Origin of the sequence: Nostoc sp., assembly GCF_036917275.1 — a bacterium.
In the GTDB taxonomy this organism is placed as follows: domain Bacteria; phylum Cyanobacteriota; class Cyanobacteriia; order Cyanobacteriales; family Nostocaceae; genus Nostoc.
In genome coordinates, this window is record NZ_JBALDF010000042.1 from 45,374 (window position 1) to 59,160 (window position 13,787).

The following is a 13,787-nucleotide window of genomic DNA, read 5'->3' on the forward strand; positions in this document are numbered from 1 at the left end:
GGCTGCGCTAAATTCTCTTGGCTTCTTTCTTCGTGTCCTTTACGCCCTTTGCGGTTCCAATAGGGTTCGCTTAAGGTTATTTGATGAAAATAATAGATCCCAAATCCGCGATAAACCGCCGTCAGGACGAAGGACTGATTATTGTAAAGACTGCGATTTATCGCGTCTCTTGCCTTAACCAAACAGTATTGTTTGCGGTTCGGTTCGTTACTTATAAAATTTAGCGGATCTTCTAGGAGTTTAGAGATTAAAACCCAGATAATCTAAAGTAATTTGTAATAATAACCAAACATTTAACCCAACGATAATAATAGTAATTCCCCAAGCTAAAAATTTGAGCCATAACGGATTTACAAACTCACCCATTAAACGGCGATCGCTTGTAAATACCACCAAAGGAATCACTGCAAATGGTAACTGCAAACTGAGGATAACTTGACTTAAAACTATAAGGCTGCTTGTGCTACGTTCCCCAAAGATAATAATTGTAATCAACGCGGGAATGATGGCAAGCAAACGGGTAATTAAACGCCGTAACCAGGATGGAAAACGAAATTGTAAAAAGCCTTCCATGACAATCTGTCCAGCGAGGGTGGCAGTCAGTGTTGAACTTTGACCGGAAGCAAGTAAGGCAATGCCAAAAATAGCACTAGCAGCACTAACTCCTAATAATGGTGAAAGCAGTTTGTAAGCATCTTGAATTTCTGCTATATTCTGATTTCCCGAAAAATGAAATGTCGCCGCAGATATAATTAAAATTGCTGAATTAATAAACAGTGCTAAGGATAGAGCGAAAGTTGAATCAAATCTGCCAAACTTAATTGCTTCCCATCTTTTTTGAGAAGTTAGTTGCCAATCGCGTGTTTGTACAATAGATGAATGTAAATATAAGTTATGAGGCATCACTGTTGCGCCTAAAATACCAATAGCAATGTAGAGCATTTCTGGATTCTGTAAAATTTCTCCCTTGGGCAGATATCCAAAAATGATGCCTCCCATATCGGGATGGGAGAAGATAATTTCTGTTATAAAACAGAAGCCTACAGTTGCTACCAACATTATTACCAAGGCTTCTGTAGAACGAAAGCCTTTGCGTTGCAAAAATAGCAATACCAGAACATCCAGGGCTGTGATGCAAACACCGCATATTAAGGGAATACCGAATAAAAGTTGTAATGCGATCGCACTACCTAATAATTCTGCCAGATCGCAAGCTGCGATCGCAATCTCACACAATACCCACAAACAAAAGCTCACCCTTTGACTGAAATAGTCTCGACAAGCCTGTGCTAAATCTTGTCCTGTAGCAACACCTAAACGCACACACAGGGATTGCAACAATATCGCCATCAGGTTTGACAACAAAATTGCTGTCAACAAAGTATAGCCAAACTTCGACCCCCCAGCGATATCTGTTGCCCAGTTTCCAGGGTCAATAATATCCGACTGAAACCAGATACTCTGGACCTGCATAAGCTAGCATCTTGCGCCAAAAGCTTTTACTATTAGGAATTCTAATACTGCGGTGAACTTCAGGGAGAGTAGGGCGGTTTTCGGGGCGAGTCATTTGTTTTTTGGGGTAATATTTTCATAAATTCATATCAACTAGAAAGAAAAAACTGTTCGGAGAGTGCCTGTAACGATCGTACCATTGGTATTCTGATTGGCAGAATTACTAATTACCTGAATTGAAGGACTAACTTGGATGTTGTCGCTCACTCTAAAGTTGTAGAATCCTTCAAAGTTAGTTTGAGTACTATTACCAATCTCATTAGCAATAAAGGGTTGACCAACTGCAATACCAGCTAAAGCCCCTGGGTAAAACAAGTCTGGAAATGCCACCCCCGCCATCCAATAATTAGGTTTTATATCACCAAAGTTAGTGTTATTGTAATTACCATAGCCGTAGCGACCAAATATAGCGATTTTCGGTGAAAAAGCAAACTCAAAATTTGCACCGAAGGCATCATAGTGGTTATTAAATAATTCTCCGCCACTATATTGGAGGCGGACAGCAAAAGCTCTTGATGGTGCATACTCTAGTTCAACAGTACCTTGATAGGTATCCCCAAATAAACCTTGTTCGCCACCAGCATTAGGATACAACAACTGAGTAAACGGCGCTGCACCTCTGATAATTCCCTGATTACCTGGATTGGCTGCTTCTGCTGCTGCATATAAAGCCCGTATAGTCAATGCTCCTGCTCCTGGGTTCCAATCAACTGCTGCACCTGCACTAGGGCCGTTGACAGGGAAAAGAATATAGTTGTTTACAAATGCCAAAGTACTAAAGTCTCGAAAGCTTAGGTAAGCGTAGCTGTTGCGATCAACATAATCTGTAGTCCGAATCTCTGGTCCCACAGACACCACCAAGTCTGATAATGGCTTAAAAGTGTAGTATAGCCGTGCTAGCCCCAAGTTGTTATTAGTGGGTGGTTTAACTGAGTAGTCTAGAACACTACCAAAGGTCGGCTCTAACAATCCTGCCGCATTATCGTTACCATTATAGCTGCCCGTATCAATGCGGATTTTTAACTGGTCTGTGCCAAAAAAGCTTGTATCTAAATCTAAAGCAACTCGATAAAGCACCGTAGTATTGGGGTTAGAACGAGCAATTTCTTGACCTGTAGCGCTAATGATGCGTTCTCCAGAAAATGTTCCTGAGTTCGCGGCAATGATTACTTGACCGCTGAGTTTGGTAGTTGTGGAGAACTGATTTGCCTCTAGTTGTGCCGTATGGCTTTCTAAACTATCTACACGACCCCGCAGTGTGGTTAGTTCTGTCGCAAATTCCTTTTGCAGACGCTTAATCGTGACTAAATCTTCTGTATGAACTAAGTCAGAAGTTGCCGTGGCAATCAGTTCGTTAACTCGCTGCAAACAAGCATTTAACCCAGCTGCAAACTCATATCTTGTCAAAGCCCCATTACCCTGGTAGAAGTTTCCTGGATATCCGGCAATGCAACCGTATCGCTCAACTAAAGACTGTAATGCAGCAAAAGCCCAATCTGTTGGTTGAACATCTTTTAGCTGAGATACAGAAGTGACTTGTCCCATTGGGGTATCAGTCCGTTCAACCCGGACATTCGTAGGTTCTGATATTTCAGCTAAAGCAGGAACACCTAGTACAATGAAATTGAGAATACTCATCCCAGTGACTAGATTGAAACGCATCTTTAAGGTTGGCATGGTGAGATTTAAGTCGGAAATACCAAGTTATTTTCGGATCTTGAATTAGATTTAAATATAGTTTTCACTTTCAAAAAGCTTTTGACCAGATAAGATCCTGATGTTAGGAACAAACTTAGGTCTATTAGACCTGCGCTAAAGTTTAAAAACCAGTGTGTATCTGACTTAAAGATGGTTTAAGTGTAATACAATGTTTTAAAAGCATACGAATAACTAAGTTCGTATTGTGAGTACATTGATGCTATAAACTGCTGCGAATCGGTGATTTCATTAACAAGATTAACTTCAGCAATAACATGTAGATATTTGCTGGTGAAAATAGGCTTTAAATAAAATAATATTGAAGAATAATTCTGAATTCACCAATATTGACCGAAAAATAAAAGATACAAGACCTTTACTCGGTTTTTAATCTATAAAAAAATTATCATATTCACCTTGCTACTTAACGATCTGTGCATCCAATGGTCAAATCTAGGCCAACCTTTGAGGTAAAAAATTGTCCTTGCTGCTCTCATAGAATGCTGCGACATATTCGGAATAAACAGATGTACTTCTTCTGCCGCAGATGTTGGGAAGAAATACCATTGCTGAATGTATAAACCTATAATTCATTCGCAGCTTCTCTTTTCAACAGATAGTTAATTATAGGACTTACACAATAGCTTTCTATAAAATATTATTCCTCTGCGTTTTTTGGTATTCGCTTTTTAATGATTTTGTATAAATCCTGAATTAAAAGAAGAAACTGATTTATTTTGGACAATTAAAATGACCTAATAAGTCAAATTAATTTTTATTTGGTACGTCAGCGATAATCCAGGAACGCATTACTATTACTAGGAGATGGACTATGACAAAGATTAATTACTCAGAAGATAATCAAGATGTGACGACAGTATTATACATACTTATTCAAAAGAAAAAAGAAATAGATTATCAAACATTTTATAGCTACTGGAAAAATGTTCATGGCCCAGTAAGTGCAAGGCTACCAGGTCAATACCAGTACTGGCAGTATCATTTAACTTATAATTGGGATGATATTTGGCCAGGTATTGATGGCATAGAATACACAATTTCCGAAGAAGAACAGTTTGATGGAATAGCAGAATTGACCTTTACCTCAGATGAGAACTTTCAAACCTGGGTTAATACTATCGCCATTCTCGATTCTGATCAGCAGAACTTTGTTAATAAAGCTGTTATGTATAGAACGAATCGTGGTAATTCTAAAACCTATGTTAACAGCATACAAAATAGTTCTGCGATCGGCAAATTAGATGTAATCAAATTCCATGTTATGCTCAAGAAAGCAAATGCTATAACCGTTGATGAGTTTCGGAAATATATGGTAGATATATTTCCTGAATCTTTTATAAAAAGTGATTTAATTCTTAAGTTCAGATTGCATTTACTTGAAGATCATGACAATTCACTTCCACCAGCACCGGGAGTTTCTAATTACGAACCATTAGAAAAGCAATATCAAGCAGCATTTGAAATTGCCTTTAAAAATTCGATAGATATGGCAACTTTCTTTGATTCAGAAGCATATACTTCTGTAGTAAAAGACTACAGAAACTATATAAAGCAATTTGTTACTTTTGGAGAACAGGGTACTTACACGTTTATTGATGATGGTAAGTTAACCCTCGCTGGACAAAGAACTTCTACTGTCGCAGAACTTATCACAAGTCTGGGTGCAACCAATCAAACAGAGGACAAGATACTTAATCTGATGCTTGGTAAGGATAAATCAACGCTTGTCGTCTGAATAGTGGAAACAGTTTTTAGGATTTGACAAAAAAGAATTCAGGAGTCAGAATTCAGAATTCAGAATTAAATTCTGAGCGAAAAAGTGAATACAGCAGAGGTAGTGGCTCTGAAATGAGTGTCAACTTAACCCCAAATCCATTTATCTCGTTTCCAGACTCTAGCTGGAAAGGAGATAATCTCTTATTTGGGGTAGTGTTACGGAAGCTGTTACCAGGGGCAAAGTAGTACAGCAGTATTAAACTGGAAACTTTCCCATCACCCCGTCGTATTCTTTTTGAGCTTTCCCTATTGACAACCGTGAGTACACTTCCAGCGATTGACGAGACGAATGTCCTGAGTAAGGTTGGATCAGTGCATCATCAATTCCTTGTTTAACTCTTACTTCTGTATAAAGTAGAGTTTTTATCATTACCATATCTTGCATATTACGAGTGTGCCAAACGGCTTCATAGTACCGCTGAATTTCTTCTTCAGTTGGCACATCAGGTAATAAGTCTGTTGAGGTTTTGGGGGATTGAATCTCTAACTCAGTTCGCAAGTAGCGAAAAACGCTTTTTAAATAAGTGTAATCGGGATGTTCGTCACGCAGATATTTAGATAATTCATCTGCTTTCTTTTTAGCTGGAGCCCGTTGAACATTCACATTTACGCAATTACCTCCACGGCAGAAGTGTTGAACACTAATATAAAACTTTACATTGCTAGTCACACTAACTCTCAAAAGCTTAAATTAGTCAACAAAATATCATCTCCTCAAACCAATGAACATAACTGATTTTCTGACACATACAAGATTGTAAATAGCGGAATTTATCTAATAGTGTATGTCCTCATTGTGCGGGAATAGATACAATCTGTAAAATCAGATAAGCTATCAAGCTGACATAAATTTGTATGGTGATACCATTGACGTTTTTGGTAATTAACTTGTCAAGCTTTAAGTGCATCTTTAAAAACTTCCATAACAGTTCAACTCCCCAACGTAATCGATAAATGTCCCTAATTTCATCATCAGTGACTGCTGCATCTCCTGACTCTGGTAAATTAGCTACTAAGCGAAATTCAGTTTTCGTTTCTAAATCATAGAAATTAATCACTCTATAAGCTTGAGCATGATCAGATGCACCAATTTTGATTAATCCAGTCGCATTCTCAAATTCTAGTTTCCAATTGTTTTTAATCCGCAAAACAAAGTATTTGTTTTCTTGTACCAATTCTTGGATAAACTTTAATCCTGCGAAGCACGGCAGTTGCTTCAAGTCGGGAAACCCGCCCAACGCACTGCCTCCTCTATCCATTACTCCAACAGCATTAGTTGGTAGACTAGACATCATTTGTGAACCAAATTTATAATCATGGTCATGCCCAAAGTTGATGAAGTTCTCTTCTGGACTTCCAGTAGCTAGATTTAGAGAACTAAAAAGTTTAACTTGATGATGACCTAGCACCCATAATAACTTACTGGTGAGAGTGATAATTGTGGAATCAATTGTGCAAATTGCGTATTTATCGTGTAACTTTTTGTGAGTTTTCTTCTGTACTAACTCATTCAATTTCTGATAAATTTCTTGAAAGGGTTTTTGACTACGGTGAGAACTTGCCTTAGAAAATGTAGAAATATCTACTTCAAATCCGGTGTTATTTAATCTTTGAAATAAATCTCGCATACTTGTTAAACTGTTATCCCGGACATAGGATAGCCAGCATTCAAAAAATAGACGACTATTTAATACTGGATAATCGTTTTTTGGCAGGCTTTTCAGGATATCTTTGACAATTTTGGGAAATGAATTTATAATCACGTTCAAACTAATATATTTTAAGACTTCGCCCAAAAATACCATATTTTGGGCTATTTTTATCGGATTTTTCTTAACATTCAACACTTCTGGTAGTATTACTATTTTCTTTAGTTTTCTTATTTACTTTTTTTTACTTAAGCAACATTCTTGTTCTGCTGTTATATTTTGCGCTCTTTATTTACCTTTTGCGGGTTTATCTGGTTAGGTGCAAGATGTGAGAAAAGGGTCACAATCTTCTATTTCTTTGGCTTCAGCCGCTTTGTCACCCCGTCAGGTCTAAAAGTATACTAAAAAACCCCACTTCCATTCTTCTCCCCGAAAGGTCGAGAAGTTTTGAAACCCCTATTCCCTTGTATGGAATGGGGGAATAGGGTTAGGGGGTTAGGTTTGGGAGCTTTTAGTGTTAGCAATAATACCTTTCAAACATCCTCTCAGGGCAGTCTTGTGTTTACCAGGACTTACGCACAGGTAACGGAAAATCGAACCACAGAGGACGCAGAGAAGCCAGTGCGCCCTTGCGGTTCCCCGACTTAAAGCAACTGGCGCGACACGGTGAGACAGCGCTGTAGGAGGGTTTCCCTCCGTAGGCGACTGCGAACCCGAAGGGAGGAATAAGAGTTTGAGAGGTTTTTTGCATAAGTCCTATTTAATAATCATTCCTCGGTTCAATAACGTCTTTTTCCTTTGCTATGTGTTAGCAGGCATATATTGTGGGCATCATAATCCCAAGCAGAATACATCAGCTAGCAGCCATAAAACTTTTTGGCAGCAAGTTTTTCATTTATAACTATAGTATCGATTTATGGCAGGTAGTTTTAGACGTTATATCTTTGTTTGTCAATATAGTTTATACACTGAGTTGATTTTGGGATGCCTACAGATTCAATTAGGAGTAATCTGTAGTGTAGGTATTCTGACATTATCAGAGGCTAAGTTACAAGCTGCCCAAGCACATCAGACCTGGAAATCACTTTCAGGATTGACCGAGCGAGTCACTATAGTAAATCCTTCTTCAGCAGAGCAATACTCAGAACTTGGAATTCATAGAGAAGTCAGGGCGGCAGATTGGGCTGATAACACAACCTCTACTCTACAAGGGATTGCACCAGCTAGTAAGAGCGATCGCACCAGAGCATCTGGCTTTGCTAAGGGTGAACTGAACTTCGGTCATTTACAATTTTCGATACCGTTCCCCTATCAATTAGAGTCAACACCTATTTTGATGGCAGCGCCGGAAAACTTTAATCCTTCACTGCGATTACCAGCAGTGTTACCTGAACCACCGCAGAATTCTAGTCCACCAACAACTTCCACTAAACCAGGAACGCCGGATGCAGTTTTGGAAAGTATTGATACGGACTATCGCTATGACACAGACAACTTTGGCCAAACCAATTTTTTCCTGGAACCAACGGTTAAATTTCGATTGAGTAATGGCAATAGAATATTTTTCAAAACAGGTTTTAACTTCTTTAAGCAACGCGGTGTTGAATCAATTACCAACTTTCCCTTACAGGTTGGATGGCAAGGAAAAATTGGGCAAGTAACTCTACAAACAGCAGCCGGAGTCGATGTGTTCAATCGTTTACCCACAGCTATTAATCTCAATGCTAAGGTGGAGGCTTCCATTTCGCCGCCGCGAGTTTCGTCATCAGGTCGATTGCTATCGGCAGTAATACTATCAGGTAATTTAGAACAAGGACCTTATAAATCCAATGCCCGAACTTTAGACAATCAAATTACTGCTTGGCGATTTGGACCTGATTTATACTGGCAGATTGACCGTAATACTAGCTTGTTTTCGTCATTACGTTTGGGTACTTACAACGATGGTAATTCCGAGGTGCAGTCATTTAGTAGATTAGAGCGCAAGTTCGGACAATTTTCTTTGGCGGCTAACTTATTCACTTGGAGTTACGATCGCGATTTAGAACGCACAAGTGGCTATTTTTCCCCACCAGATTTTCTGGTTTATAACGGTGAGGTGGCTTGGGAAGGAGATATTACTAATTTCTTACGCTGTCGCCTCGCTGCCAATTTAGGACGACAACGACTTAAAGGAGAATTTGACAATGCCAATACCTATCAAACGCGCTGTACCGTCAAGGTTTCACCAAATATAGAGCTAGACCTTGGCTATAGCTTTAGTAATGTCCGAAATCAAGAAACCGGGGGAAGTGCCTATAGTGGTAATTCCTTGACAGGACAATTGCGGGTCAAATTTTAAGAGTTACTGATAAGGCTTAAGAATGAAAGCACCATTACCTGATAACGAAACACAGCGAATCGAATCTCTTTTGGAGTATAAAATCCTCGATACTCATTCGGAAGCTGCCTTTGACGACCTCACCCGTTTAGCCTCATATATTTGTGGAACTCCCATTGCCTTAATCAGTTTAGTTGATAGCGATCGCCAGTGGTTCAAGTCAAAAGTTGGCTTGGATGCCCTAGAAACACCGCGAGATATATCATTCTGCGGCCATGCTATTATGCAACCTGAAGTTTTTGTTGTGCCTGATGCAACCGAAGACGAAAGGTTTGCTACAAACCCACTAGTCACCTCTGACCCGAATGTTCAGTTTTATGCTGGTGTACCACTGATTAACGCTGAAGGATATGCACTAGGAACACTTTGTGTAATTGACCATGTACCAAAAGACCTTTCTCCAGAACAAATTGAAGCATTACGAATTCTAGGTAGCCAGGTAATCAAGCAGCTAGAAATGCGGCGCAACTTAGCAAATTTGGTGTTGGCGAGTGACACACGCAAACAGGCACAAAAGGGACGTAAACAATTTTTTAAAAGAGTAGCCGGAGGATTTGGGTTAGCATCAGCAATTTTAGTTTTGATTGGCGTGATTTCTTATCAAAACACACGCTTATTGATTGATAGTAAAAATCAGGTGCAAGAAACCCAAGAAAAAATCAATAAGCTGGAAGAACTACTGTCCGATATGAAGGATGCTGAGACTGGACAACGCGGTTATATCCTCACTGGACAAGAAAGTTATCTGGAACCTTATCAAGCAGTAGTTGGAAACATCGATCAAAAAGTTGCAGAACTGAAGGATTTAATTGTAGATCAACCTAGCCAACAAAAGCAGTTTGCAACCCTTGAATCTTTGATAGCTGCAAAACTTGCCATACTCAAGCAGACTATATACCTGCGTCAAAATCAGGGATTCGATGCAGCTTTGCAGGTAATCCAAACAAATCAAGGAAAATATCTCATGGATAATATCCGTAAGGTCATACATGAGATAGAGAATCAGGATAAAAGGTTGCTCCAACAGCAATCACAAGCTGCAAAAGCCAGTGCTAACAAAACGCTTTTGACACTTGCGATCGCTATTTTTCTAAGTTTTCTTATTTTGGGTATAGTTTACTACTTAATTTCTCGTGAGGTAAAAGAGCGTAAATTAACAGAGGAAACACTGAACCAAGAACGCAACTTTATCTCAGCAGTCCTTGATACAGCCAGCGCTTTGGTAATAGTTCTTGACACACAAGGGCAAATCGTTCGCTTCAATCAAGCTTGTGAGCAAACAACTGGTTACTCATTTGATGAGGTGAGAGGAAGGTATTTCTGGAACCTGTTTTTACTTCCTGAACAGGTAGAGGAAGTTAAAGCAGTTTTTGAGCAGTTACGATCTGGTGAAGGGCCCAAAGAGTACGAAAACTATTGGGTAGCTAAGGATGGCAGTCGGCGGCTCATTGCCTGGGCTAACACTACCTTGCAAGATTATCAGGGCCATGTTGAATACATTGTCACCACAGGTATCGACATCACCGATGTATTCGAGGATCTGCGCTTACGCAAACTAGCTGAACAGCATCTCAAAGCAGAGTATGCTACAACCCGGGTCTTAGCAGAGTCAGCTACAATCAACGAAGCTATGCCCCAAATTCTGCAAGGAATCTGCGAAAGTTTGGGATGGGATTTAAGTGAATTTTGGCTGGTAGATCAACGAGCAAATCTACTGTCATTGCTAAATTCATGGTATAAAATGTCCTCAAAGATGCAAGAATTTGACATCTTAAGTCGGCAGATCACGTTTGCACCAGGAATTGGGCTGCCTGGTCGTGTCTGGACTAGTGTTGAACCTGTTTGGATCGCTGATGTCATTAAAGAGCAGAATTTCATGCGCTCTCAAATCGCTGCTGAAGTAGAACTGCATGGAGCTTTCGGTTTTCCAATCCGTAGTGGTAAAAAAATCATCGGTGTTATTACCTGCTTTAGCCATGAGATCCAGCAACATGACCCGGATTTGGCAACAGTAATGAATTCGATTGGTGAGCAAGTAGGGCAGTTTATTGAGCGCAAGCAGGCAGAAGAAGAACTTCAACGCCAAAACTTGCGATCGCAATTATTTACTGAAATCACCCTCAAGATTCGTCAGTCTTTGCAAATCAAAGAAATTCTCCAAATCACTGTTACAGAAGTACAGAAAATTATCTATAGCGATCGAGTTTTGATTTATCAACCTTTGGCAGATGGATCTGAAACCACTGTAGTTGAAGCAGTAGTTTCTGGCTGGCTAGCAATTAAAGATAAAAAGCTCACTGATGCTTACTTTCAAGCGGAATATACACAGCAGTACTATTTACAGCAGTATCGTCAAGGACGGGATATCGAGCTTGCTGAATTCGATATAGCTGAAGTCCAAAAAAACCAGATGGAATTACTGCAAGAATTTGGGGTCAAGTCCAATTTGGTCATACCCATTCTTGTTAAAGAAGAACTTTGCGGTTTGCTAATTGTCCATCAGTGTAGCAGTTCCCGCCAATGGTCTAGCTTTGAAACTCATCTTTTACGGCAGATAGCTGACCAAGTAGGTATTGCCTTAGCCCAAGCCCAAATGTTAAACGCAGAAACTCAACAGCGACGAGAACTCGAAATTGCCCGTCAGCAAGCTGAATTAGCTTCTCAAACCAAAAGTGCCTTTTTGGCCAATATGAGCCATGAAATTCGGACTCCGATGAATGCTGTGTTAGGCATGACAGGCTTAATGTTAGAAACTCCCCTCAACTCAGAGCAACGGGATTTTATTGAAACAATTCGCATTAGTGGAGACGCTCTTTTAAGCCTGATCAACGAAATTTTGGATCTGTCCAAACTTGAGGCTGGGGAAATGGCACTAGAAACTCTAGATTTTAACTTATCTAGCTGTGTGGAAGAGGTATTGGAATTATTGGCTCCCCCAGCCCATAATAAGGGATTAGAAATTGCAGCGTTGATCTATCCCAACGTCCCCACCCACCTCCAAGGCGATGCTGGCCGCCTACGGCAAATTCTGATGAACCTGATCAGCAATGCGGTCAAGTTCACCAGCAATGGAGAGGTAATATTACGAGCAGAATTGCGATCGCAAACCTCTACTACAGCCACCATTTATTTTGCCATCATAGATACCGGTCTTGGCATTACCTCTGAAGACCAATCCAAACTTTTCACACCATTTACTCAAGTAGATGCTTCCACTACCCGCAAATATGGTGGTACAGGTTTGGGATTAGCCATTTGTAAGCAACTAGTAAGCTTGATGGGAGGAGAAATTGGCGTAGAAAGTCAGTTGGGAAAAGGATCTAAATTTTGGTTTGAAGTGACTCTCGCCAAGCACCTTTACCCTATTTCCTCAGAAAGCAATAGCTTCGCCAACGCCAACGGCGAACGCGAACTTTTGCTTAATCGGCGCTTGTTAGTGGTGGATGATAATGCTACTAATCGCAAAATCATCTACCATCAAGCTACCCGTTGGGGGATGCTGGTGGATCAGGCTGCTTCGGCTACTACTGCCCTTCAAGCTATTCAGGAAGCCGCCAAGCAAAAAAATCTCTATGATATAGCTGTGGTTGATATGCAGATGCCAGAAATAGATGGGATGACTTTGGGAGAGCAAATTAAGGCAAATTCAGCGATCGCTGGGCTACCTTTGATTATGCTTACCTCTACTAATCAAAGGGATGAAATCCAACGAGCGCTAAAAATAGGATTTGCGGCTTATTTAGTCAAACCTGTTAAGCCGTCCCGACTCCTCGATACCATCATGACTATCTTAGGAACCCAGATGGAACAAGAGGAATCAGAAGTCAGAAGTCAGGAGTTAAAACTTAAAAATCACCAAAACAACAGCAACTATCGTTCTCCTGACTCCCCTAAACTTAGAATTCTCTTAGCTGAAGATAATCTCGTGAATCAGAAAGTTGCCTTGAAACAACTCCAAAGTCTGGGCTACAGTGCTGATGTCGCTGGTAATGGGAAAGAAGTTTTGCAGTTATTAGAAAAAATTCCCTATGATTTAATTCTGATGGATTGCCAAATGCCAGTTCTGGACGGTTTTGAAACCACAAAAGAAATTCATCGTTGGCAAGAAAGCAGCTTTGCCAGCAGTCGTCGTCCTATAGTAATTGCGATGACAGCTAATGCCATGAAAGAAGATCAACAAATGTGTCTAGATGCCGGAATGGACGATTATCTGAGCAAGCCAGTAACAAAACAAAAATTGGCTGCGGCGCTAGAGCGTTGGGGAAGTGTGATATTCAAGGCAAAAGAAATAGCTGCCACAGAGCAGATTTCTACAACAGATGTCAGTTCAGTTAACCTCCCAATTGATTGGGAACGTTTGCATCAACTCTCGGAAAATAATCCAGAATTTGAATTGGAACTACTGCAAATATTTGTTGAAGATATTCAACCTCGTCTAGAGGTAATAAAAATAGCGATCGCTGCTCATGACTTTGATCAAATAGCGCGACAAGCCCATCAAATTAAGGGTGCTAGTGCTAATGTTGGAGCAACAACTATGCATCTGGCAGCTGAAAAACTAGAACAACTAGCTTACAACCAAGAGCGTCGAGGTACTACTAACTTCGTCTCAGAGTTAGAAGAGTTTGTAAAACGCGTCCAAAAGTTTTTGAAATGTCAAGATAACAACGCAGAAATCTAAAAAATTAAGAATATTTATTAATAAATAAAAAGTGACAGCTTTTTATGAGTAAGCAGAAATAATACCTATT

General features: G+C 40.0%; 6 protein-coding genes and 1 pseudogene. 3 read left to right on the forward strand and 4 right to left on the reverse strand.

Annotated elements, in window-relative coordinates; all coding sequences use genetic code 11:
• Positions 1-240: 240 nt before the first annotated feature.
• Both V7K35_RS16580 and V7K35_RS16585 read right to left on the reverse strand, forming a co-directional pair.
• The gene (locus tag V7K35_RS16580; protein ID WP_335080336.1) at positions 241-1,473 is read right to left on the reverse strand and encodes an Nramp family divalent metal transporter; all 1,233 of its coding nucleotides are present in this window, start codon (positions 1,471-1,473) and stop codon (positions 241-243) included.
• A 132-nt stretch (positions 1,474-1,605) separates the two neighbouring features.
• Positions 1,606-3,174, reverse strand: coding sequence for an iron uptake porin (locus V7K35_RS16585; RefSeq protein WP_335080337.1), 1,569 nt, complete (start codon positions 3,172-3,174; stop codon positions 1,606-1,608).
• An 868-nt stretch (positions 3,175-4,042) separates the two neighbouring features.
• Here V7K35_RS16585 and V7K35_RS16590 point away from each other — a divergent pair.
• The gene (locus tag V7K35_RS16590; RefSeq protein WP_335080338.1) at positions 4,043-4,966 is read left to right on the forward strand and encodes an EthD domain-containing protein; all 924 of its coding nucleotides are present in this window, start codon (positions 4,043-4,045) and stop codon (positions 4,964-4,966) included.
• Positions 4,967-5,203: 237 nt separating this feature from the next.
• On the opposite strand, the gene V7K35_RS16595 is transcribed toward V7K35_RS16590, so the two are convergent.
• On the reverse strand, positions 5,204-5,611 hold the full coding sequence (locus V7K35_RS16595; RefSeq protein ID WP_335080339.1) for a hypothetical protein: 408 nt from the start codon (positions 5,609-5,611) through the stop codon (positions 5,204-5,206).
• Between the two features lie 91 nt (positions 5,612-5,702).
• Positions 5,703-6,770: pseudogene (locus V7K35_RS16600) on the reverse strand (IS4 family transposase).
• An 802-nt stretch (positions 6,771-7,572) separates the two neighbouring features.
• On the opposite strand from V7K35_RS16600, the gene V7K35_RS16605 reads away from it, so the two are divergent.
• On the forward strand, positions 7,573-8,997 hold the full coding sequence (locus tag V7K35_RS16605) for a hypothetical protein (RefSeq protein ID WP_335080340.1): 1,425 nt from the start codon (positions 7,573-7,575) through the stop codon (positions 8,995-8,997).
• Between the two features lie 22 nt (positions 8,998-9,019).
• Entirely contained in the window at positions 9,020-13,717 is a 4,698-nt protein-coding gene (locus tag V7K35_RS16610) for a response regulator (RefSeq protein ID WP_335080341.1), read from the forward strand.
• Positions 13,718-13,787: the final 70 nt, after the last annotated feature.

Excerpts from the sequence above, each read along its gene's own strand:
- V7K35_RS16590 (WP_335080338.1), top strand. The coding sequence starts at position 4,043 with ATGACAAAGATTAATTACTCAGAAGATAATCAAGATGTGACGACAGTA.
- V7K35_RS16580 (WP_335080336.1), bottom strand. The coding sequence starts at position 1,473 with ATGCAGGTCCAGAGTATCTGGTTTCAGTCGGATATTATTGACCCTGGA.
- V7K35_RS16605 (WP_335080340.1), top strand. The coding sequence starts at position 7,573 with ATGGCAGGTAGTTTTAGACGTTATATCTTTGTTTGTCAATATAGTTTA.
- V7K35_RS16610 (WP_335080341.1), top strand. The coding sequence starts at position 9,020 with ATGAAAGCACCATTACCTGATAACGAAACACAGCGAATCGAATCTCTT.
- V7K35_RS16585 (WP_335080337.1), bottom strand. The coding sequence starts at position 3,174 with ATGCGTTTCAATCTAGTCACTGGGATGAGTATTCTCAATTTCATTGTA.